Source organism: Salinibacillus kushneri (genome assembly GCF_900111405.1).
In the GTDB taxonomy this organism is placed as follows: domain Bacteria; phylum Bacillota; class Bacilli; order Bacillales; family Alkalibacillaceae; genus Salinibacillus; species Salinibacillus kushneri.
The window spans coordinates 1-22,681 of the sequence record NZ_FOHJ01000018.1 but is presented as its reverse complement, the minus strand read 5'-3'; the positions used below and the strand labels follow the sequence as shown (position 1 = coordinate 22,681).

Genomic DNA, 22,681 nt, shown 5'->3' with positions numbered 1-22,681 from the left:
GAGAGGACTTTTGCAGGGGTGCAAAGGTCCTCTCTTTAAATTATAATTGTCTTTCCTCATCATCAATCGGATTGTGATTTTCTTCTTCTCTTTGAGTAACATCCTCTTCGTTATTAATCATGTTCTCCTCTTCTTCTAGTTCCTCTTCCTCTATTTCATCTTCTTCATCAAGACTATCTAAATCGTGATTAACTGGATAATGATCAGCTGCTTCTTCTTTATGAATTGTAAATTCATTAACCTCAGCCTCCAGCTCTTGTGATAATGCATGTAAATCAAGAGATGATTGATTTAATTGATCAATGGTTTCGGTTTGGTTTTCACTAGATGCTGAAACTTCCTCAGCGGTAGCAACTGATTCTTCAGAAATCACACTAATTTCATTGATTTTACGTTTTAGATCTTCATTGGAGCGGCGTATCTCATTTACGGACACAGAAACCTCTTCCATTTTATCATTCATCCCATAAACCTGCTCGGTAATACTTGTAAATGCTGATTTCGTTTCCTGAACGGATTGTTTTTGATCTTTTTGATATTCATTAAATTGATCGGATTCTTTTGAAAGAGTGTCCATTTGGTTTGTCATATTACTAATAAGCTGATAAATCTCTTCGGCTTCCTCTTTTGAACGTTCAGCTAATTTTCGTACTTCATCAGCAACGACAGCAAAACCTCTTCCGGTTTCACCCGCTCTTGCTGACTCTATTGCTGCATTTAAAGCAAGTAAATTTGTATTATCTGCAATCTCCTGGATTGTGGATACAATCTGGGTGATTTTTTGTGATTGTTCCGCAGCTTCATTAACTTCTTCGGTTAAATGTTCAGCTAAACGAATAAAAGAAGTGGAGGTTTCCTCAAGTATTTTAACCTTTTCGATGCCTAATTGACTTTCGTGTTCTGCCTTATTTAATTCGTTTAAGATCTCCTGATTCGCTTTGTCTGTCTGGTCTATGGCTTTAGAAACGTGATCAATTAAGGTTGTACTCTCTTCAATTTGTGTTGCTTGATCCTGGGCTCCAACGGCCACTTGGTTTATTGCCTCAGCTACCTCATTCGTTTGAACGGCGGATTTTTGGGAAATATCTGTTAAATTTCCTGATGAATCACTTAAGACATTAGACGCTTCCAATACTTTTATAAGTGATTGCTGCATTTTGTCTGCCATTTTATTAAAGGACTGAGCTAAATCAGTCATTTCATCTTTGCCTTTTACCTCAACACGGTAGGAAAGATCCCCATCACCCATGTAATTAGCTCCAAATTTCAATCGATTAATCGATTGAATGATAGAACGGTTTAACATTAAACCGGTAATAAGAATGACTAGAAGGATAATGACTCCTAAAATAATAAACACGGTGGTAATTAGCTGTTGAGAGCTTTGCTGCTGATTTATCATTTGCTGACTTTGCCTTGTTGTCCATTCATTAATAGATTGAACTTCTTCATTAATATTCCCGGTTAGCTTCGTCATTTCTGCAGTGGTTTCTTCTGTCTGATTAATGTTATTTCGTACTGATTCTATCGTTTCCTGATAATTGTTAATCTCGTCTTCCATTTCTGATAAGTCGTTTGAGTTAATATCACCATTATTTAAAGTAGAAAGCAGACTGTTCTTCTGTGTTTCAAAATTACTTAAGTTTACTTCGTTTCCTGAAGATATGTATTTATTCTCATTCAATCTCATAGATAAGAGCATTTGTGTATACTCTGGATTATCCAAGTCTCTTAAGTGTGAATATAAATTGCTATAATGAGCTGTTACTTGTTGCATTTGACCATCTGTTTCGGTAAAACCTATATCTCTGTGTAAGTTAATCCATGTTTCTAATTGATCACGATAGGTGTCAATATTTTCAATGATGCTGCTAAAGCTTTCAGCAATTTCTTTGTTGCTGCGATTCTCACTTTCATATTGTGTTGCTGAAGAACGAAGGGATTCAACTGATGAAATTAATTTTTCAGCTTGTTCTTCTGATGGTTGACTAGAGAAAACCTGCTCCTGATAACGCGTATTGGCCATTTCATATTTCAGTTCCTCACTTTGTGCAAGAGTGGTTTGCATATCCTGCATTTCGACTGTCATCTTACCTTGCTCATTGAAATAGAAAATGGAAAATAAGATGAGAACAGCTAAACTTAAAATAGATAAAGAAAGAATAAAATTAATTTTCCCTTTGATAGACCGCATCGTATGCCCCCTTTAAAAGCCTTATCCTAAAAATTACAAAAATAAGAAAAATGATGAATCTTATGGAAAATTTTATATCTCTATTATAGAGGGAATGACTATGGTTTACAATCGTTTATCCTAAGATAATTGTGCAAATAACTCGTTTTAAGCAGTGACATTTGGTAATATTTATAGGTAGAGAAAGAAAAGACAAATGGTAAACGTTGAATCAGGGAGGATATAAAATGATTGAGTTAAAATCAGAACAACAATTAAATACAGACTTTGCAACAGGTAGTGTCATTCTATTATTTTCAGCTGATTGGTGCCCGGATTGTCGATTTCTTGAACCACTTATGCCTGAACTAGAGGAAAAGTATGAGAATGAATTTATGTTTGTGTATGTAAATCGGGATGAGTTTATCGATTTATGTGCAACTTATAATGTGTTTGGCATACCTAGTTTTGTTGCGCTGGAGGATGGTCAGGTAGTAGACGATTTTGTAAGTAAAGATCGAAAGACCAAGGAAGAGGTAGATGAATTCCTTCAGGGTGTAAAGGAAAAGATTCAAAGTTCAAGGACTTTATAAAACTTATATAATATGAAAATTTCAAAGGTTGCTTTTTGATAAGCAACCTTTTATCTTTTAGAGACCCCGTGTTTTTCTATAAGCTTTTTATTCCTTTAGTTTGGTGCTAAGCCGCCGCAGCCCGAAATACACTACGCTTTCCGCGGGTGAGTGCTGAGCCTCCTCGCTACGCTTTAGTCTAGCTCCGACTCCCAGGTCCAAGCAGACATAAGCAGAATCCACGGCGTGACAGAAATGCATGTCACACACGTGAATTCTGTTTATTCTGTCGGGCCAAAACGGTCATCACCACTTTTCAGTGAGGAGTCTCACCTGGCCCACTCTTCCCGCGACGAACAGACGTTCTCGTGTCGGCTTTGGCACAGGACGTGCCGTTTTTAGCCGACCAGGGGTCTCTGTGTATTTCAACTGCTTGAAAATGCGTCATCCTCAAATTAAATAAAACACTTTCATTTATCGATTGAATCAAAAGAGTATGTGAGTTGTAAAAATTATTGTGAAAAAAATCAGGCTGTCGATACTTTCTCAACAGCCTGATTTTTCTTTGTGATTCCATATACAAAATGATTTATTTATTTCGTTTACCTCACTCAACTTTTTCTAAAATAGAACGTAAACGAAGTGATTTCCTTCTTCATATGAATCATGGTAAAATAAATTTTAGTCTGTTTTTGTATTCTAATAATGTGATTACAGGAGTTCGTTCGAGTTAGTTGGTTTGTTTTAGGAGGAATAACAATGAAAATGACCAGTCTAATAATGAAAAGAAAACTAGAGGAAATATTCTCAAACCCTGAATTGAATACTTCTTATGATCGTGATAAAGATTTATTTCGTATTGAGTGGAAGGATAATAAAATGGGAGTCAACATATCTCTGCCTGGCGTTATATCCAAATGGGAAGCCAAAAAGGAGAAAGCCCTTGAAGAGTTATCTGACCACATTCATGAAGCGCTGCGAATTATGCATGATAATCAGGATTTAAAAGGAAAAGAAAAAAATATTTTTCCTGTAATTCGCTCAGCCTCCTTCCCAACTGAAACCAAGAATGGCAAAACCATGATTTATGAAGACCATACAGCGGAAACGCGTATTTATTATGCGTTAGATTTGGGGAAATCTTATCGGTTAATTGACGAAGAACTAATGGAAACAGAAAATTGGTCTGCTGATCGGATTAAAGAAATTGCGAGATTTAATCTTCGTTCTTTATCAACCAATTATAAAAAGGATGAAGTCGCAGGTAATACATTCTACTTTATTGCAACGAACGATGGATACGATGCAAGTCGCATTTTAAATGAAGCCTTTTTGGAAGAAATGAAAGCCACCTCCGAGGGAGAGCTGGCCTTAGCTGTTCCTCATCAGGATGTCTTTATACTTGCTGATATTCAGAATCCAACTGGGTATGACGTATTAGCCCAAATGACAATGAAGTTTTTTACGGAAGGACATATTCCAATAACATCTTTATCCTTTCTCTATGAGGATAAGAAATTAGAACCTATCTTTATTATGGCTAAAAATAAAAAGAAAGACGATCAATCTGGAAAGGAGTAGTACATGATGCAAATCTTTTATAATAAACAGGGAATTGGCGATGTTATGATAATTTCTTTAAAACCAGTAAATCAAAGTTATCAGTTTACCAAATATGGCAATGTCGTGAAAATTTACAGCCCTGATAAAAATGAAACATTAGGGTATAACATTTTCCAGGCTTCTCAATATATTTCCGTGGAACAACAAGGAACCATTTCAGTTACTCAAGAATGGGTGGATAAGATTCACCAGATTTTCAGCCAAAATGCATTGGAAGATGAAATAGACGTAGACTTGTCACCTAAGTTTGTAGTTGGCTATGTGAAGCAAAAACAACCACACAAAAATGCTGATAAGTTGAGTGTTTGTCAGGTAGATGCAGGAGATGAAGAACTGCAAATTGTCTGCGGAGCACCTAATGTAGAAGAGGGGCAAAAGGTTGTAGTGGCTAAGCCTGGGGCTGTTATGCCTAATGGAATGCTTATTAAAGAAGCTGAATTAAGAGGCGTTCCTTCCTCAGGTATGATATGCTCTGCAAAGGAACTGGATTTACCTGATGCACCTAAAGAAAAGGGAATTTTAGTATTAGATAATGAATACAAAATTGGAGAACCATTCAAATTCTAACGAAAAACCGCTGAAAAGCGGTTTTTTTAGAGTTACGAAGAATAATTATTTTTATTAGGGGTTATCGATTGGGATAAGCATCAAGTATAATAGATGTTATACTTGAAGTAGAAAAAGTCAGGATTTAGCTACAGTTTGGATAAATAAAAAGCAAATGTATAAAGCGTGTGAATCTATGAAAGAAAGAGTGATACACCTATGTTAGATCGATTGAAAAAATGGCTGAAAGAAATATTTTCAGAAGAAGATGCAGAAATAAAATCAACCTCGATAAAAAATCGATTCCCACACCAGGTACACCAGGATGATATAAAATCACCAGCTTCATCATCCCAATCGGTTAGGACGAAGATGTCGTTTCAATATCCAAAACAGGATTCTTTTCATTTTCCTGTAATACCAGATAAACCTGAGCGGACGAAGCGTAAAGAATCTGAGTCAAGGCGAAATAATCTAAATCAACAGGAGTCAAAACATGAGGAAGCATTTGAAAATGACAACAGGATACAAGAAGGTGAAAAATCGCCCTTTCAGCCTACAGATGTCCCATCACCAATATATGGATTTCGAAAACGTAAATTGGATGATTCAAATGACCAGCCATATATGGATATACCAGCCTATAAACGAAAGAGTTTAATAGACAATGACAAAGTCCATGAGTTGAAGGTAGAGGATTCAGTAGAGAGAAATTCTGTTAGGAATACATTTAAAGATGATGATGAAAATAGTTTTCTCAAAAAAGATAGAAGTGAATCAAATACAGAAGTACATAAAAATATTATTCCTTTTCAATCCAAAAAAGAAAGAGAATCTACTGCTCCAATAAAAGAAGAAAAACAGGAAACATCCATTGATAATGAGAAAAGTCAATCTCAACAGCATGTACAACCTGAACAAAAGGAAGACAAAGAAGAGAAAGAAGATAGGGAAGAGAAGGAGGACGGCTCTTTTGAATTTACCTCTAAACCGAAATCACGCAGACCTTATAATGTCATGATGACACCGAGTGATAAACGTAATCTGCAGCACAAGAAAAAAGAGGATAAAGGAACGTACAACCAGCCACCCCTTCATCTATTAAATGATGTTCCGAAAAAAGAAACGGATGATAACGAGTGGTTAACAGCCCAGCAGAAAAAACTAGAAACAACCCTAAATCAATTTAAGGTTAGCGCACAAGTTACCAATGTAAAAAAAGGACCTTCTGTTACCAGATTTGAAGTACAGCCCGATGTTGGAGTAAAAGTGAATAAGTTCACCAATTTAACTGATGACATAAAACTGAATTTGGCAGCACAGGACATTCGTATGGAAGCACCTATTCCGGGAAAAAGTGCGATTGGTATTGAAGTTCCGAATCAACAGCCAACTATGGTCAGTATGCTGGAAATTTTACAGGATAAATCGTTTCAAAATCACCCATCCCGTTTAGCTGTTGGATTAGGACAGGATATTGAGGGGGATACAGTCGTCACAGATTTGAAAAAAATGCCTCATGGCTTAATTGCAGGAGCAACTGGTTCAGGTAAGAGTGTATGTATCAATACGGTCTTAGTGAGCTTACTTTATAAAGCTTCTTATGAGGATGTGAAATTTTTATTAATCGACCCGAAAGTTGTTGAATTGGCACCTTATAATGATCTTCCACATCTTGTAGCCCCCGTAATTACAGATGTGAAGGCTGCTACAGCATCTTTAAAATGGGCTGTGTCTGAAATGGAAGATCGCTATGAAAAATTTGCTGATGAAGGTGTACGTGATATTGACCGGTTTAACGAGAAGGTTAAAAGAATGAATCGTAAATCAGAAAAAATGCCGTATATCATCGTTGTCATTGACGAATTAGCAGATTTAATGATGGCTTCCCCGCAGGATGTGGAGGATTCTATTAGTCGTATTGCTCAAAAAGCCAGGGCCTGTGGAATTCATCTTCTTCTGGCTACACAGCGGCCTTCTGTAGATGTAATTACAGGCTTAATCAAAGCAAATGTTCCAACTCGTATTGCATTTAGTGTTTCTTCACAGGTGGATTCACGGACAATTATAGACTTAAGTGGTGCGGAAAAACTATTAGGGAAAGGGGATATGCTCTTCTTACCAAACGGTTCAGGTAAAACCAAACGTATTCAGGGGGCGTTTGTTTCCGATGAAGAAGTGGAACGAGTGACAAGTTATGTGAAGAAGCAAGCCTCACCACAGTATTTATTTGAACAGGAAGATCTGATTCAGCATAATTCCTTAGAAGAGCACGAAGATGATTTATTAAACGAGGCGATAGAATTGGTTGTAGAGGAAGGCCGGGCAAGCACTTCCCTGTTACAACGTAAGATGAGCATTGGTTATAACCGGGCAGCACGAATGATTGACCGTATGGAAGAAGTGGGTTTAATTTCAGCACAAAATGGCAGTAAGCCCAGAGAGGTCCTAATGAATCGAGAGCAAGTCCAAGAGACATTAATGAATAAATAGCGTGAACAAGGCTTATTCCTTTTGTCCGTTTGTGGTACAATATGTAAGATGATTCAATCGTTTGAGTGTAATACAGATATCACGATAAAGAGGGATTTGAAATGAAGGAAATAACACTTAAGTTAAATGGTGAAATCAAAAGATTGACGAATAAAACCTTTAAATTTGATGAACGTGTAGGTGAAGGCTGGTTTTCAGCCGTATACTTTTTAAAGACAAGAGATATTGTCAAAAATGAAATGCCCGATAATTGGGTTACGATGCAGTTTTTCCAAAAACAGCATGCTGTTCTCTGTGGAACAGATGAAGCCATAGCACTTATCCACACGTTTGCCGACAATCCTGAAGAGCTTGAAATCTATTCTTTGAAGGATGGAGATAAAATTAGTCCGTTTGAGACTATTTTAACAATTTCAGGTCCATATCAAAACTTCGGTTATCTTGAAGGAATTATTGATGGGATTCTGGCCAGAAGATCTTCAGTTGCTACGAACGTTTATAATGTTGTAAAGGCTGCAAGAACCTCGGGTAAACAGAAACCGGTCATTTTTATGGGAGACCGTGATGACCATTATACACAACAAGCTGGAGATGGCTACGCAGCCTATATTGGTGGCTCCACAGCACAGGCTACTCATGCGATGAACGAATGGTGGGGAAAAGAAGGAATGGGCACTATGCCTCATGCTCTCCTTCAATTATTTAAAGGGGATATTGTAAAAGCTACATATGCTTATCAAAAAACATTCCCTGATGATGATCTAATGGCTTTAGTAGACTATAACAATGATGTCATTACTGATGCCTTAAAAGTAGCCAGAGAATTTGGCGAAGAACTTAAGGGTGTCCGGGTTGATACATCAGGGAATATGGTCGACCAATACTTCTTTCGTAATTCAGATGTTATGGGGACATTTGATCCACGAGGCGTAAATCCTGAGTTAATATTTGCATTAAGAAGAGCCTTAGATGATGAAGGATTTACCCACGTAAAAATTATGGCATCAGGTGGATTTACAGAAGAAAAAATTCGAAAGTTTGAAGAGGCAAATGTTCCTGTTGATGTGTATGGAGTCGGCCGGAGCTTATTAAAAATGAAATTAGGTTTTACAGGAGATAATGTCATGTTAAATGGAGAGCAAGAAGCGAAAGAGGGCCGCAGGATTCAACACAATCCACGTTTGGAAAAAGTTGAATATATTCCCCAAGAGGAATCATAAATTTTTATATAGCCCTTGTCTAAGGAAGAAGATGAGGGTTTTTGTTTTAGACTGTTTTATAGAATATAGCGATTATTTTACAACAATAAATCTTAGATTCACTCTTAGAAAGGAATTTGTTATACTTTTATAGGAGATTATGTATATTTGTGAAAAGAAGTATGACTGATTAAGTTGTTATGAAATAAATAGAATGATTGGCAACGGACTAGGCAGATACATATAGTACATTAGAACGAAGTATGTGGAGGTTCAATTTATGACAATGTACCACTTCATCGGTATAAAGGGAACAGGAATGAGTGCCCTGGCACAGATTCTTCATGATGCAGGAGAAAAGGTACAGGGATCAGATGTCGAGAAACGTTTTTTTACCCAAGAAGCACTGGAAAAACGTAGTATTAACATAATGACGTTTTCCGAAAAAAATATTCATGAAGGACTAACTATAATCGCCGGAAATGCCTTTTCGGATGATCATGAAGAAATACAAAAGGCAAAAGAATTAGATTTACCTTTTTATCGGTATCATGACTTTTTAGGAGAATGGTTAAAGAATTATGTCAGTATTGCTGTAACAGGATCTCATGGCAAAACATCAACAACAGGCTTACTTGCGCATGTGTTACAGCACGCTGAACCTACCTCTTATTTAATTGGAGATGGTTCAGGGTTAGGACATGAAGATAGCAAATACTTCGCTTTTGAAGCTTGTGAGTATAGGAGACACTTTCTGTCTTATGAACCAGATTATGCGATTATGACGAATATTGATTTTGATCATCCTGATTATTTTACCAGTATTGACGACGTGTTTGATGCCTTTCAGGAAATGGCAATGAAGGTTAAAAAGGGAATTATAGCCTGTGGAGACGACGAGGAGCTCCAGCATATTCAGCCAAAAGTACCTGTAGTTTATTACGGGTTATCTGATGGCAATGATTTTCAGGCGAAGAGTGTTGAAGAAACAAAAAATGGCACAAAATTCGATGTGTTTGTCCGAAATACGTTTTATGATACGTTTGAAATACCATCTTACGGAACCCATAATGTGTTAAATGCATTGGCTGTTATCGCACTATGTCATTATGAGGATATTCCTTCTGAAAATATTAAAGCATTAAAGACTTTTAAAGGTGTTAAGCGCCGATTTACTGAAAAAGAATGGAAAAAGAATCAAATTCTAATTGATGATTACGCCCATCATCCAAAAGAGATTGAAGCAACCATTGATTCAGCTCGAAAAAAATATCAAGATAAACAGATTATTGCTATTTTTCAGCCTCATACCTTTACGAGAACCAAAACATTTTTGCAGGAATTTGCAAATTCTCTAGAGCTTGCTGATTACGTATATCTTTGTGATATATTTGGTTCGGCACGAGAAAAATCAGGAAACTTAAGTATAGAAGATTTACAGAAGAAAATTGAAGATTCCTCCATTTTAAATCTTGAAAATACGAATGTATTAGCAGGTCATGAAAATAGCGTATTAATCTTTATGGGTGCTGGAGATGTTCAAAAATATCAGAAAGAATATGAAAAATTATAGCATAGAATGCGAAGCTGCTCTTCACGAATCGAAGAGCAGCTTTTTTAATCTGATGATTTATGCAGACCTATGTCATAATCTTTAATAAAATGTACATAATGGTAGGGAGGAATTTTGTTAACGTTTGACGAAACCTTAAATGAGGTATAGATTATAAGTAAGGTAATATTGGTGAATGCAGGAACTTTTACCAATATTTATTAAAAAACATAACAAGGAGCTGTGCGGGAATAATGGAAATCCTACTTTATATTGCGGCACTCATAGCAGCTGTTGCTTTTGCTGTATTGGTCATTTATCTTGCTGGCACGTTAAAAGAGACAAGAAGAACAATGCACAATGTAGCGAACACTCTTGAAAGTCTGGAACAACAAATGCAAGGTATCACAACAGAAACAACAGCATTATTAAACAAAACAAACCAACTAGCTGAAGACATGCAGGAAAAATCCCAAAAGCTTAATAACCTAGTCGAAGGCATTCAAGGTGTCGGTGATTCAGTTAAGCAATTTAATGGATCATTGCAGAAAATATCTAATGAAATTGTAAAGGAATCAGAGGAAAATAAGGAAACGGCTGCACAGACTGTAAAATGGGGACAAGCCATTTTAGACTTATGGAAAAGATATAAAAAGTAATGATATTTTAAACAATTAAGGAGGAAGTTTTTATGAGTAATCAAGAGGAAAACCAGAATATTAACAGTAAAGACTTTTTATTAGGAACGTTGATAGGCGGAATTGTTGGTGCATCAGTAGCTTTATTATATGCACCAAAGCCAGGAAAGGAATTGCGTCAGGACCTGAATGAAGGTGCTAACCTTGTTCGGGAACGTGCTGGAGAGTGGAAGGATGTTGCCTATGAAAAAGGCTCAGAGTGGCGTCAATTAGCACAGGAAAAATCAGGTGAATTATCTTCCACTTTTACAGACAAAACAAAAGACCTTTCAGACCGTGTTAAAGACACTAAGAATCAATTACAAAGTAAAGTAGCTGAATTCAGAGGCGAGGGAAATAAAGATGAAGAACTTGCGGATACGATTGAAGAAGCAGCAGATGCTATTGAAGAGGATGTAACTAAGGAGTAAGCAATGTTCTTACCAATCCGCAGTAAGCATATATATAGTTAATTGAACAGAAAGACTACATTTAATGTAACGGAGGAGGCCAGCTGTATGCAAATTCTGGAGAACAGTGAGGATTTAAAACGTGTAGTAGAGCAACAGGAATGCTTTTTCCTGTTAAAGCATAGTTTAACCTGCCCTATAAGTGCGGAGGCTAAGCAGCAGTATGAATCATTTGCCGGAAAGACGGATACCCCACTTTATATTTTACATGTGCAAGAGGCAAGGCCTTTATCCAATGAAATCGCAGCTACTTATGGCATCAAGCATGAATCCCCTCAAGCTCTATTTTTTAACCAGAATCATATAGTCTGGGATGCTTCTCATTGGGATATTACAGTAGATATCTTACAGAAAATTGATCAAAAATATGAAAAGAAAATAGAGCTTAATGTTACTAAGGATTAGAAATAATTAAGCAGGAAGGGTTATTTAACCCTTCCTGCTTAATTATTTTTACGGGTAAGGAATAATGCACACGAACCCGAGTCTGCTTATTATTACTCTCTAATACCATAGTAATTCGTATTTTGATTAGGCTGTTTTCCCATATTGTTTTGAGTGGTGCTGTTGTTTTTAGTTTTATTCAACTTTTCTGTTAAGTCCACGAACCACTCCTGATCACTTGTTTGCAAGGCTAAATCAATTAAGCTTTTAAGCTGCGTTTCTGAGGTTGGAATGTTTTGTTCAAGTTTCTCAATCTGTTTTCTTGCTAAACGAACACCCTTCCCTATGATTTCTTCGTTATCACTAATAACTATTCTAACTTCTACTTTTGCATTATCTGATTGAATATTTTCGACATAACCATGTATAAGCTCTCCATTACGGGTTCTTCCTTTGACCCAATCACCTATTTTAACATTAACATTACCATTTATTTCCATAAAGTGTTCACCACCTATAACTGTAAATCTATTAGGCTCCTATCATGATATGATTGATGACAATTCCCTAAAGGATTCATAAATATATGTCACTATAAATCGTTGGGGGACAGGATGTCAAGTTAGAACGTTTGACTGACTATTAATATAGTTAAGATGCTGAAATTTTTTGTGAGTATAATTCCGGCGTATAGTAATTACATGCTTCCCTCTTTAAGGTTGTTCTTCCTTTATCTAAGCTCTATCAGACTGGATTTGTATCCACCGAATTTCCACACAATCATGAGGGGATAATGGATCGATGAATGTTGCCTCCTGTTGATTTTTATAAAGTTTAAATTGTTTTCCTTTAGCAGAGGAAATATCAATGTCTATATAGCGAAAAATATCCTGAAATATAAATGGTTCTGAATCATATTCTTTCATCGTTAGACGATCTCCATAGGATATCAGGCTATTTTCTGTAAGCTTCTTCCCATTCTTATAAAATAGTCGCTTAGGCTTTTGTAATTGAATTTCTTTTGAATCAAATGTAACAGGCATTTGCTCATACAATGTTAATCCAGCATGTTCCAAAAATTCTTCTAAGTTCATTTCTTCCTTTAACTCAATTGTCAGTTGATCACGATGATGGAGATAAGAATCTAGAGTTGCGCTCTGATTATTCATGTATAAGGTACAAACCTGCTGCTGTGTTGTGTATAATTGACCATTGATTTGTACAGTAAAGGGTTTCAGCTTTTGTAAATATCCTCCCTCATTAATCCTCTTTAAAAACTCTTCTATGGTTTTAACTGTATGAATATCAATACGATCACCATCACGAATTTTATCGTATTGATCAACTAATTTGTCATTTAATGTAACTTCAGCCTTCATCGTATAGGGATGTTCTTGAAAATAAATGGTTTTTGCCTCGTGCCCTTCCACGACATCCTTTACCGTCACATCTGGTGATTTTCCCTCTTCTCCTGCCTGGACGATTAGCTCATCACCATGCTGGATGGGAGTATTGAGCGTAGCGTATTCTCCATTAAGCCTTATCAAAGGTGGCTTGCCCAGAGTTCCAGGAATTGACAACGAACGTCCGTTAATGGTAACCATAATAGCCATACCGGGTTTTCCATACAGTTTGCTTATCTTAATTCCGGCAGCTAACAGACAATCTCCAATGGTGAGCTCTTTTAGATCAAATAAACGAATCGGACGTCCATTAACTGTAACACTTATATACTGAATCGGAGCTTGTTTAGCTGCTATGGCTATCCCGACTGGTGTGACAAAGGCAGGACCTACAGGGAAATCTTGACCCATTTTTAAATTTTGAATGGCTTCTGTTCCTCTTATAGCTACCCGATTTGCCGGCAGCTTAAGATAATGAGCGATTCGATTTGTAAGTTCAGGTGTTAAACTTCCTCCCCCTACGAGCATAACAGCCTGGGGGGCCTTTTGATTAAGGGTGAAAATTTCTTCACAGATTGATTGGGCCAGATAATCGATGGAACCTGATATTTCATGGACAAGCTCCTCATAGTGGATTTCAGCATCAAACCCTAAAATATCCTCCACAGCTGCTTTTTTATATTTAGTGATATCGCGTTTTACATCCTCTGCCTTTGGAAAGTCAAGCAAGTATGCCTGGCTAATCGAATCTGTTATTTCATCTCCGGCAATTGGAACCATACCATAGGCGGTGACAGTGCCGTGATTGGTAATGGCAATATCACTCGTACCAGCTCCAACATCAACTAGAGCAACATTTAATCGTCTCATAGATGGTGGAATGAGAACATTTATGGCAGCAATAGGCTCAAGTGTTAGTGCATCCATTTCTAAATCAGCACGTTGGAGAGCAGAAATTAAAGACTCCACTACAACCTTTGGGAGAAAGGTCGCAATAATTTTGACTTTGGCCGTTGTTCCCTGCTGATCAACTAGCGAGCCTATCTCATCATCATCTAATTGATAATGAAGAACAGAGTATCCGACACAATAATAATGGGTAGTTTTTTCTGCCTGTTCTTGTCTGGCTAATTCAAATTGAGCCTCTTGTACGGCGCTTAATTCGAGACGGAATACATCATCTTCACTCATAATCGGATGCTGTCGTATATCTGTTGATACCTCAGTTTGCTGGGTTTTTAAAGCTCTTCCTGCAGCGGCCACACAAACTTTTGAAATTCTTCCGTGTTTTTGCTCTAATCTTTCTTTTACTCGTTTAATGACGTCAGATACGGCAACAATATCATGGATTTGTCCGTCTAACATGGATCTTTTTTGATGTTCTTCTGTTACAAGGTCAATCACTTCAAAATCATCATTTTGTTTTGCTAAAATGATTCCTACAACGGACCGTGTCCCAATATCAAATGCGAAAATTTTTTCTCCCATAGGTAAACCGTTCCTTTCTTCTACTTTCAGGAAGTGTCTGATAAATCCTTAATAATTCTGAAAAAAATAAAAAAACAGTAATGACAATCTCAAAAACATTCGTTATAATAATGGCTAATTATTTATATATACTTCTACTATTAATAATTCTATTTTAACAAAAAACTAGGTTTGCGCGTAATAATGTGAAGAATGGGGGAACGGATTGTGAGTAATGAACAGTTGGATCACTTAAGAAAAGAACTGGATAAGGTGAATTTAGATCTCTTATCACTCATTAATAAGCGAGGAGAGCTTGTTCAGCAGATTGGAGAAGTAAAAGAAAAGCATGGAATGAACCGATTTGACCCCGTACGAGAGCGTGAGATGCTAAATCAAATTCTGAAAGAACATGAAGGACCTTTTGAATATTCAACGATTGAACATCTGTTTAAAGAAATTTTTAAAATGGCACTTGAACTGCAAGAGGATGATCATCGTAAGGCATTACTTGTTTCTCGAAAGAAAAAGCCTGAAGATACCGTAATTAACATAAAAGGTGAAAATATCGGAGACGGTAGCTTACATTATGTGATGGGACCATGTGCGGTTGAAAGCTACGAGCAAGTAGCAGAAGTTGCGAAGGCTGTTAAAAATCAGGGATTAACACTCCTTAGAGGAGGAGCTTTTAAACCGAGAACCTCTCCATATGATTTCCAGGGTTTAGGTATAGAAGGGTTGAAAATATTAAAAGAGGTAGCAGATGAATACGATTTAGCCGTTGTTAGTGAAATTGTAAATCCTGCAGATATTGAAGTAGCTTGTGAATATATTGACGTAATTCAGCTTGGAGCAAGAAACATGCAAAACTTCGAATTGCTGAAAGCAGCAGGGTCAGTGAACAAACCGGTGTTACTAAAAAGAGGATTAGCAGCGCAAGTCTCTGAATTTATAAATGCAGCTGAATATATTATTTCACAAGGGAATGAAAATATTATTCTCTGTGAACGAGGTATTCGTACCTATGAACGTGCAACACGTAACACATTAGACATTTCTGCTGTACCGATTCTGAAAAAGGAAACACATTTACCAGTTTTTGTTGATGTAACCCATTCTACTGGTCGTCGAGATTTATTATTACCAGCAGCCAAAGCAGCAGTAGCTATCGGTGCTGACGGGGTAATGGCTGAAGTACATCCAGATCCGGCTGTAGCGTTATCTGATTCTCAACAGCAAATGGATATTCCTACGTTTGAATCCTTTATGTCGGAGTTAAAGAAGATGGAACAGCGATAAAAAGGAGTTAGTATAGTTAATCAGGAATACTTAGGTAGAACCTTCTCTCTATGGGGATAGTGGGGAAGGTTCTATTTTATTGTATATTTATGCTCCCCTTTGTTACCCTGAATTGGAAAATTGGAGCTAACCTAAGAGGATTACTAAATATTCTATATATTGAATGAAAATGTGAATGTTTATGGAATTTTTATGACAAAATAGATTGTGATTGGGCATCTTTTGCCTTTCTTCATTGCTTGAAACGTTAATCTATCGTATGATATCTATATATAATAAATGTATCGGTATCTTAAGGAGGATAAAAAATGAATGTAACGATATATGATGTAGCGAGAGAAGCTAATGTGTCAATGGCTACAGTTTCCAGAGTGGTGAACGGAAATCCAAATGTGAAACCAGCTACAAGAAATAAAGTTTTAAATGCTATTGAGCAATTAGGCTATAGACCTAATGCTGTTGCGCGTGGACTAGCTAGTAAAAAAACAACAACAGTGGGTGTCATTATTCCGGATATCGCTAGTATTTTCTTTGCTGAATTAGCAAGGGGAATTGAAGATATCGCAACGATGTATAAATATAATATGATTTTAAGCAATTCCGACCAGAATAAAAATAAAGAGCTTCATCTTATTAACACAATGTTAGGGAAACAAGTGGATGGCATTATTTTTATGGGAGGAGACATTACAGAGGATCATATTAAGGAATTTCAATCAGCGCCAGTACCTGTAGTATTAGCAGCAACCCTGGATCCAACGAATACGATTCCTTCTGTAAATATTAATTATGAACAGGCAGCATTTGAAGCTGTTTCTAAATTAATTGAAAATGGTAACGATCAAATTGGATTCGTCTCTGGACCATTGGATACGGAAATGAACAACCAAAAAGTTGATGGCTACAAGCGAGCACTAAGAGAGGCTGGTAAAGAATTTGAGGAAGAACTGATTTTTAGAGGAGACTATACATATCAATCAGGTCATGATGGGTTTTCAGAATTAGTAAATCATAATAAAAAACCGTCTGCTATTTTTGTGGCATCGGATGAAATGGCTCTGGGCGTTGTACATGGTGCTCAGGATCAAGGATACAAAGTTCCAGATGATATAGAGATTATCGGTTTTGATAATACTCGTTTAGCAACAATGGTTCGTCCGACTTTATCCACTGTTATCCAACCGATGTATGATATTGGAGCAGTTTCCATGAGATTATTAACGAAATTTATGAATAAAGAAGCAGTGGAAGACCAGAATGTCATTCTTCCTCATCGATTAATTGAAAGAAACTCAACAAAATAAAAGAAATGCCGATAAAGACTATAAGAGATGTCTTTGATTAGGGAGAGAATGATTTATGAAGCGTAAAGATATTTTAACACCAATCGGTATTTTTATAGGCCTTACTATGGTTCTTTTTGGCATTTACACAAATGGTGGTATAGGCGGTGTCTCCTCGTTCATACAAGCCTCTTCCATATTAGTTGTATTGGGTGGCCTTATAGGGGCTATTCTCATTAATTTCAGTCTAAAGGATTTGAAGCTTACGTTTAAAGTGTTTAAAGAGGCCTTTCGCAGTGATAACTACGATTTAAAAGGGTTAATCCAATTATTTGTAACATTATCAGAAAAGGCAAGAAGAGAAGGCTTACTTGCGCTGGAAAATGAAGTGGATGAGGTTGAGGATCCATACATTCGTAAAGGCGTACTATTGGCCATTGACGGAATAGAACCTGAAGTTATTAATGATATTATGAATGCAGAAATTGTGGCCATGGAAGAACGGCATCAAAGGGGGAGAGCGATTTTTCAAAAAGCAGGTGAGTATGCACCTTCCTGGGGAATGATTGGTACACTAATCGGACTTGTTCTGATGCTTAATAATTTATCGAATCCGGAGACCATTGGCCCTAGTATGGCTGTTGCATTGCTTACTACTTTTTATGGTACTTTGCTGGCTAATTTAGTTTTCACCCCTCTAGCAGGTAAATTAGAAAATAAAACGGATGAAGAAATCTTTTTAAAACAAATTGTCATTGAAGGAGTCATTGGTGTTCAATCTGGTCAAAACCCGAAAATACTGGAAGAGAAGTTAAGTGCTTTTCTTTCTAATGAGCAAAAGAATGACCTTGAAGAAGAAGAGGAAAAAGAGCAGCAATTTGTAGGTGAGTCTGTCAATGGACTATAAAAAATTAAGGCAGCGAAAAAAGAAGGGTGATTCACCTAAAAGTAAATGGTTAAACACCTATGCTGATATGATTACATTAGTTTTAGTGTTTTTTATTTTACTATTTTCAATGTCTCAAATTGATGTGAAAAAATTTCAGGCGGTTTCAGATTCCTATCGTGACCGGGCGATTTTTGATTTGGAACCTTCTATCATACCCGCTGAAAATCCTTCTGAAAAAGGTGAAGAGAACGATAATCAGCAGAATTCAGGTGAACTGGACAGTATGCCTTCCTCTGAGGAAGGAAAGGATAGCTCAGAAATGAATAATGAAGAGCAGGCTGAAGATTCTCTTGACCAGGTACTAGAGGAAGTACAGCAGTATTTATCCAACCAAGGGTTATCAGATGTCATTTCAGCTAACCGAACTGAACGAGGGGTTGTATTAATTTTACAGGAAAATGTATTGTTTGAAACAGGAGAAGCTGAAATTATTGAAGAAGGGAAGCCTTTTCTAAATAAAATTGGAACACTATTAACCCAAATACCTAATCAAGTAAAGGTAGAGGGACATACGGATAGTCGTCCGATAACGACTTATCGATATCCATCTAACTGGGAACTCTCAGGAGCAAGAGCAAGTAGTGTGATTCGTTTTATTACGAATCGTAACGAACTTAACCCAAGTCGCTTTCAGGCGGTTGGTTATGCAGATACCAGACCAAAAGTAGAAAACTCATCTCCTGAGAATTGGCAAAAAAATCGTAGAGTAGAAATCATTATTTTAGAGCCTGAGAATAATCCATCACAATAAGTAAAAAATCCTCATGACTTGAAGGAAAAGTCATGAGGATTTTTTTAAGCATATTAGTGAAATAAACCATTTTGATAACGTTTTTGGTTGGTAATCAATTTTAAGGTTTTACGAAGAGTTTGCTCATTTTTTTCAGTGATTTCATTTTTTCTGGGAATAGGCTTATATATATCGTAATCATCCTGCCATGTTGTTGGGATCATAATAGATGTTTTCTGCTGAATTCGATTCATCCATTCTTCCGGTAAAGGACCTTCAATTGTCTGATTTTTGGTCATGACATTCCAAATTTGTCCCCATGCTCTTGGAACAACACGCCAAATATCGTATCCTCCCCCGCCTAAAGCAATCCATCTTCCCTTACAGTATTCATGTGCTAGATTGTGAGCTAATTTTGGTATATATTCATAGATTCTCATCGTTCCGCATAAATGAGTCAAGGGATCGAAAGCATGTGCATCCACGCCATTTTGTGAAACGATAATATCAGGATTGAAATGTTCCGTAATTTCCCTAAGGCTTTTATCGTAGACTTCCAAAAAGGAATCATCCTCGGTAAATGCATCTATAGGGATGTTAAACGAATAACCATAGCCCGCTCTTAAGCCTCTTTCATTAACATTGCCTGTTCCGGGAAATAGATATCTGCCGGTTTCATGAATGGAAAGGGTGCAGACATTTGGATCATCATAGAAGGCCCATTGAACACCATCCCCATGGTGGGCATCTGTGTCGACATATAGTACTTTTAAATTGTAGTGTTTGCGAATATATTTAATCGCAATAGCTGCATCGTTATAAATGCAAAAACCTGATGCTTTTCTTTGAAATCCATGATGGAGCCCGCCACCTAAATTTACGGCGTGTTGGGTTTTCCCAGTTAATACAGTATCTACAGCTACAAGTGATCCTCCGGAAATAAGAGATGCGGATTGATGCATCCCTTTAAAAATGGGCGTATCCTCTGTTCCTAATCCAAATTCAATGGCTTTTTCTTCGGCTAAAGCCTCCTCGTCTGCTTCTTTTACAGCATTTATGTATGAATTATCGTGAAATAATTCCAATTCCTCTTCAGTGGCTTTTCTGGGCGGAATCATTTGTTCATCTGATAAGGCACTGGAGGCTTTCAGTAAGTCGTACGTTAATTCAACTCGCTTTTGATTGAAAGGATGCTGGGCATGAAAGTGATACTTCTTATATTCATCTGAATAAATGAAGGCTGCAGAACATTTCATTGTTTCACCCCGGATATATTTGGCCATAGTACCTCATAATCATCATTCTTTAGCGATTCTATGACAGGAATTGGATTCATGGTTTGTATACGAAATACAATAATCTTTTTGTTTGGTTCCCGCTTGTCTGGATAAATGAGAACGGAGGAAATATTAATTTTATATTCTCCAATAAGGTTTGTAATTTTAGGAAGCGTACCTATTTTATCTTCCACTCTAATTTCAAGCTGTGAGCTTTGTTCATGTATTCCTGTTAATTGAATGAGTGTATAAAGGACATCTTTTTCTGTTACGATTCCGATTAATTTGTTGTTCTTTGTTACAGGTACACATGCAATTTCATTTTCATAGAAAATGCCTGCAACTTCTTCAACAAAATCTAAAGGATGGACGGTAATGACAGGTTTTGACATAATGGTTTGAATTTCATTTTTAAGCTGTTTAGAATGATTTTGATCAAAGATTGAAGGACTGGCATCCCGAACATCCCGGTCGGAAACAATTCCAAGTATTTCTTTTTCATCATTCACTATTGGAATATGCCTGATGTGATATTTGTTTAATAAATTTAAAGCGGTTTCAATTCTGGCATGAGAAGGAAGTGTAATCACTTCCTTCTTCATCACTTCTTCCACTAACATAAATACCCCTCCTTAGACCCATCTTTGCTGATATCTGCCTAAAAATCTAAGTTTCTCAAACTTTTTAATGGACTCATCCGGTACGTTTTGTCCAATATAAACTAATAAACAGTTAGCCGGATGAGAGGTGATTTCGGGATCATCCGTAGGGTAAGGTTTTAATCCGCTCGCCCCCATCATTTTTTCCATAACATAGCGATAATCCCAAACGCTTAATCCTGTTCCTTTTAGGTCCCAATGCCAATAATATTCTGTTGTTAGAATAATATAGTTCTCCATATATTCATCCTTCATGGCGACCTTAAGAAGAGTTGATCCAATTTTGTATTTTCGGTAGGGAGCTGCCACTTCAATAGCCCCTAACTCTAATAGGTCTTCCATGTTAAACTCCGACCATCTTTCAAGTGGATCTGGATACAAAAATGTAACATAAGCAATAATGGTATCATTGGTTCGCGCGATGAGTATTCGCCCTTCTTCAAAGTCTGCAATATCCAACAAGGCTTCAAACTGTTTTTCAGGAGGGCGAAAAGCCTTTAGCCCTTCATGAAACTTATATTTAGACAATTGATCCCTGGATAGTGGGCCTTCAATTGTAATGGGTTCTTTTTCTGTTTTAATTATCGTGGAATGATAAGTTTTTTCATGATTCATTCCCACACCACCTAAAGTTGAAATCTCTCTTTTTGTTTAATTCCTATTATACAGAAAAGTAAAACGTTTTGTATGTAAAATCTCATCAATTTTTTTACAATTAGTTTATAAAGATAGCTGCTGTTTGTGTAAAAGGTTAAATAGATTATCTGATAACCCTTTACTTAATATTTTTGATATCTTTTTTCGAGTTGGATCGCTAGTATTTGGTGTCGGACATGTAGTATTACCAATGATTGAGAGAGAATTAGTTCCCGCAGGATATGGTATGGCATAAGCTGTACCAGGACCATTATTAACTTTCTCTAGTTACCTTGGAGTGGAAGGAATCATTGGATCTATTGTTTCAATAGTAGGAATATTTTTCCTTCATTCTCGATCATTGTTGCAGCTTTACCATTTCTAAATGAATTACATCAGAGAGTAACTTTTCAAGGCGTTTTAATGGGAATAAATGCGAGATAAAAGTGAATTTTATTCCAGATAATGGAATAAATAAACTAATTGTAAAAGTAAAAAATTGATCTTTGGTCCTTTTAAGTCATGACTTTATAGATGTTGAAGATTAATCGTATATTATAGCTTTTCCTTGTTCACGTAACTTTTTTAGGGATGTAATCATATGATTTATTTCTTCATCGGAATGTCTTTCCCATGAACTTAATTCAGCTATTATTTTCAAAGGGGATTTAGACCTATAAGAACGTGTTGGGTTTCCAGGAAATTTTTTGTCTGTTAAGTTCGGATCATTTTCAAAATCACCTAATGGTTCTACAATGTAAATTCTTTCTTTAGATTTAGATGTTGCTAATTCAGCACCCCATTTAGCAGCATCTAATGTTGCAGTGAAGTATATATAGTTAGATTTTTTGTCTTGGTAATTTGATAAGTGTTGGGGTTCTAAAAAATCTCCAATTTTTAGCTCTGCTTTAGTACCATGAAAGAAAGGACCATTATCTGATGTGCACCCCAAAAGTTAGACGAACTAATTCTAACTTTTGGGGTGTTTTTTGTGGTCAAATATGATGAAGGATTTAAGCAAAATGTAGTTAACGCTTATTTAGCTGGAGAAGGTGGATATGCTTCCTTGGCTAAAAGATTTGGAATTCGAAGTAAAACCAATATAAGAAAATGGGTCAGTGCTTTCCGACAGTTTGGGGAACAGGGTTTGACTACTAAAAAAGCATCTACGAATTATCCTGTTCAATTTAAATTAGATGTCATAAACTATAAGGTAAGAACAGGAGATTCCCTTGAAGATGTTGCTAGAAAATTTGGCATTACTGAACCGCCTTTGATTCTTAATTGGT

General features: G+C 36.6%; 21 protein-coding genes. 14 read left to right on the top strand and 7 right to left on the bottom strand.

The features are described from left to right. Positions 1-40: 40 nt before the first annotated feature. A complete protein-coding gene (locus BMX63_RS17035; protein WP_093137732.1) occupies positions 41-2,194 on the bottom strand; it encodes a methyl-accepting chemotaxis protein in 2,154 nt (717 codons plus the stop codon). 227 nt (positions 2,195-2,421) lie between these two features. Here BMX63_RS17035 and BMX63_RS17030 point away from each other — a divergent pair, with 227 nt between their 5' ends. From BMX63_RS17030 to ytxJ, 9 genes are all read left to right on the top strand, one after another. Continuing rightward, entirely contained in the window at positions 2,422-2,766 is a 345-nt protein-coding gene (locus tag BMX63_RS17030) for a thioredoxin family protein (RefSeq protein ID WP_093137730.1), read from the top strand. Positions 2,767-3,504: 738 nt separating this feature from the next. Continuing rightward, complete coding sequence (locus tag BMX63_RS17025; RefSeq protein ID WP_093137728.1) at positions 3,505-4,326, top strand: DUF1444 domain-containing protein; 822 nt, start codon at positions 3,505-3,507, stop codon at positions 4,324-4,326. A 6-nt stretch (positions 4,327-4,332) separates the two neighbouring features. Next, complete coding sequence (gene ytpR, locus BMX63_RS17020) at positions 4,333-4,935, top strand: YtpR family tRNA-binding protein (RefSeq protein ID WP_093137726.1); 603 nt, start codon at positions 4,333-4,335, stop codon at positions 4,933-4,935. A gap of 198 nt (positions 4,936-5,133) precedes the next feature. Next, a complete protein-coding gene (locus BMX63_RS17015; protein WP_093137724.1) occupies positions 5,134-7,407 on the top strand; it encodes a DNA translocase FtsK in 2,274 nt (757 codons plus the stop codon). Positions 7,408-7,508: 101 nt separating this feature from the next. Then, a complete protein-coding gene (locus BMX63_RS17010) occupies positions 7,509-8,627 on the top strand; it encodes a nicotinate phosphoribosyltransferase (protein ID WP_093137722.1) in 1,119 nt (372 codons plus the stop codon). Between the two features lie 259 nt (positions 8,628-8,886). Then, entirely contained in the window at positions 8,887-10,179 is a 1,293-nt protein-coding gene (gene murC, locus BMX63_RS17005) for a UDP-N-acetylmuramate--L-alanine ligase (protein WP_093137720.1), read from the top strand. A 233-nt stretch (positions 10,180-10,412) separates the two neighbouring features. Further along, positions 10,413-10,817, top strand: a complete 405-nt coding sequence (locus BMX63_RS17000) for a DUF948 domain-containing protein (protein ID WP_093137718.1) — start codon at positions 10,413-10,415, stop codon at positions 10,815-10,817. Positions 10,818-10,849: 32 nt separating this feature from the next. Next, a complete protein-coding gene (locus tag BMX63_RS16995; protein ID WP_093137716.1) occupies positions 10,850-11,266 on the top strand; it encodes a YtxH domain-containing protein in 417 nt (138 codons plus the stop codon). Positions 11,267-11,353: 87 nt separating this feature from the next. Next, positions 11,354-11,710: a bacillithiol system redox-active protein YtxJ gene (ytxJ, locus tag BMX63_RS16990; RefSeq protein WP_093137714.1), complete on the top strand. Its 357-nt coding sequence runs from the start codon at positions 11,354-11,356 to the stop codon at positions 11,708-11,710. 92 nt (positions 11,711-11,802) lie between these two features. On the opposite strand, the gene BMX63_RS16985 is transcribed toward ytxJ, so the two are convergent. After that, positions 11,803-12,189, bottom strand: coding sequence for an IDEAL domain-containing protein (locus BMX63_RS16985; RefSeq protein WP_093137712.1), 387 nt, complete (start codon positions 12,187-12,189; stop codon positions 11,803-11,805). 234 nt (positions 12,190-12,423) lie between these two features. Further along, positions 12,424-14,580, bottom strand: coding sequence for a cell division protein FtsA (locus BMX63_RS16980; protein ID WP_093137710.1), 2,157 nt, complete (start codon positions 14,578-14,580; stop codon positions 12,424-12,426). A 207-nt stretch (positions 14,581-14,787) separates the two neighbouring features. Here BMX63_RS16980 and BMX63_RS16975 point away from each other — a divergent pair, with 207 nt between their 5' ends. The 4 genes from BMX63_RS16975 (at position 14,788) to motS (ending at position 18,841) form a co-directional block, all read left to right on the top strand. Beyond that, the gene (locus tag BMX63_RS16975) at positions 14,788-15,858 is read left to right on the top strand and encodes a bifunctional 3-deoxy-7-phosphoheptulonate synthase/chorismate mutase (RefSeq protein ID WP_093137708.1); all 1,071 of its coding nucleotides are present in this window, start codon (positions 14,788-14,790) and stop codon (positions 15,856-15,858) included. Between the two features lie 308 nt (positions 15,859-16,166). Then, entirely contained in the window at positions 16,167-17,162 is a 996-nt protein-coding gene (ccpA, locus tag BMX63_RS16970) for a catabolite control protein A (RefSeq protein WP_093137706.1), read from the top strand. Positions 17,163-17,217: 55 nt separating this feature from the next. Beyond that, the gene (gene motP / locus BMX63_RS16965; protein WP_093137705.1) at positions 17,218-18,048 is read left to right on the top strand and encodes a flagellar motor protein MotP; all 831 of its coding nucleotides are present in this window, start codon (positions 17,218-17,220) and stop codon (positions 18,046-18,048) included. Then, complete coding sequence (motS, locus tag BMX63_RS16960; RefSeq protein WP_093137703.1) at positions 18,038-18,841, top strand: flagellar motor protein MotS; 804 nt, start codon at positions 18,038-18,040, stop codon at positions 18,839-18,841. The genes motP and motS overlap by 11 nt, the downstream gene beginning before the upstream one ends. A 53-nt stretch (positions 18,842-18,894) precedes the next feature. Here motS and BMX63_RS16955 read toward each other — a convergent pair whose 3' ends face one another. From BMX63_RS16955 to arr, 4 genes are all read right to left on the bottom strand, one after another. After that, positions 18,895-20,076, bottom strand: a complete 1,182-nt coding sequence (locus BMX63_RS16955; RefSeq protein ID WP_093137702.1) for an acetoin utilization protein AcuC — start codon at positions 20,074-20,076, stop codon at positions 18,895-18,897. Next, a complete protein-coding gene (locus BMX63_RS16950; RefSeq protein ID WP_093137700.1) occupies positions 20,073-20,717 on the bottom strand; it encodes an acetoin utilization AcuB family protein in 645 nt (214 codons plus the stop codon). The genes BMX63_RS16955 and BMX63_RS16950 overlap by 4 nt, the downstream gene beginning before the upstream one ends. A 12-nt stretch (positions 20,718-20,729) precedes the next feature. Then, on the bottom strand, positions 20,730-21,371 hold the full coding sequence (locus BMX63_RS16945; protein WP_093137698.1) for a GNAT family N-acetyltransferase: 642 nt from the start codon (positions 21,369-21,371) through the stop codon (positions 20,730-20,732). A 565-nt stretch (positions 21,372-21,936) separates the two neighbouring features. Continuing rightward, positions 21,937-22,344 carry an NAD(+)--rifampin ADP-ribosyltransferase gene (arr, locus tag BMX63_RS16935; protein ID WP_093137696.1) on the bottom strand — a complete coding sequence of 136 codons (408 nt, stop codon included), beginning with the start codon at positions 22,342-22,344 and terminating at the stop codon, positions 21,937-21,939. A gap of 39 nt (positions 22,345-22,383) precedes the next feature. Between arr and BMX63_RS16930 the strand changes: the two genes are divergently transcribed. After that, positions 22,384-22,681, top strand: a 298-nt coding sequence (locus BMX63_RS16930) for a helix-turn-helix domain-containing protein (protein ID WP_143060180.1), incomplete at its 3' end; no start/stop codon positions are given.

What these genes read in the sequence shown, in the direction of transcription:
- BMX63_RS17035 (WP_093137732.1), bottom strand. Translation starts at nt 2,194, where the DNA reads ATGCGGTCTATCAAAGGGAAAATTAATTTTATTCTTTCTTTATCTATT.
- BMX63_RS17030 (WP_093137730.1), top strand. Translation starts at nt 2,422, where the DNA reads ATGATTGAGTTAAAATCAGAACAACAATTAAATACAGACTTTGCAACA.
- BMX63_RS17025 (WP_093137728.1), top strand. Translation starts at nt 3,505, where the DNA reads ATGAAAATGACCAGTCTAATAATGAAAAGAAAACTAGAGGAAATATTC.
- ytpR (WP_093137726.1), top strand. Translation starts at nt 4,333, where the DNA reads ATGCAAATCTTTTATAATAAACAGGGAATTGGCGATGTTATGATAATT.
- BMX63_RS17015 (WP_093137724.1), top strand. Translation starts at nt 5,134, where the DNA reads ATGTTAGATCGATTGAAAAAATGGCTGAAAGAAATATTTTCAGAAGAA.
- BMX63_RS17010 (WP_093137722.1), top strand. Translation starts at nt 7,509, where the DNA reads ATGAAGGAAATAACACTTAAGTTAAATGGTGAAATCAAAAGATTGACG.
- murC (WP_093137720.1), top strand. Translation starts at nt 8,887, where the DNA reads ATGACAATGTACCACTTCATCGGTATAAAGGGAACAGGAATGAGTGCC.
- BMX63_RS17000 (WP_093137718.1), top strand. Translation starts at nt 10,413, where the DNA reads ATGGAAATCCTACTTTATATTGCGGCACTCATAGCAGCTGTTGCTTTT.
- BMX63_RS16995 (WP_093137716.1), top strand. Translation starts at nt 10,850, where the DNA reads ATGAGTAATCAAGAGGAAAACCAGAATATTAACAGTAAAGACTTTTTA.
- ytxJ (WP_093137714.1), top strand. Translation starts at nt 11,354, where the DNA reads ATGCAAATTCTGGAGAACAGTGAGGATTTAAAACGTGTAGTAGAGCAA.
- BMX63_RS16985 (WP_093137712.1), bottom strand. Translation starts at nt 12,189, where the DNA reads ATGGAAATAAATGGTAATGTTAATGTTAAAATAGGTGATTGGGTCAAA.
- BMX63_RS16980 (WP_093137710.1), bottom strand. Translation starts at nt 14,580, where the DNA reads ATGGGAGAAAAAATTTTCGCATTTGATATTGGGACACGGTCCGTTGTA.
- ccpA (WP_093137706.1), top strand. Translation starts at nt 16,167, where the DNA reads ATGAATGTAACGATATATGATGTAGCGAGAGAAGCTAATGTGTCAATG.
- motP (WP_093137705.1), top strand. Translation starts at nt 17,218, where the DNA reads ATGAAGCGTAAAGATATTTTAACACCAATCGGTATTTTTATAGGCCTT.
- motS (WP_093137703.1), top strand. Translation starts at nt 18,038, where the DNA reads ATGGACTATAAAAAATTAAGGCAGCGAAAAAAGAAGGGTGATTCACCT.
- BMX63_RS16955 (WP_093137702.1), bottom strand. Translation starts at nt 20,076, where the DNA reads ATGAAATGTTCTGCAGCCTTCATTTATTCAGATGAATATAAGAAGTAT.
- BMX63_RS16950 (WP_093137700.1), bottom strand. Translation starts at nt 20,717, where the DNA reads ATGTTAGTGGAAGAAGTGATGAAGAAGGAAGTGATTACACTTCCTTCT.
- BMX63_RS16945 (WP_093137698.1), bottom strand. Translation starts at nt 21,371, where the DNA reads ATGAATCATGAAAAAACTTATCATTCCACGATAATTAAAACAGAAAAA.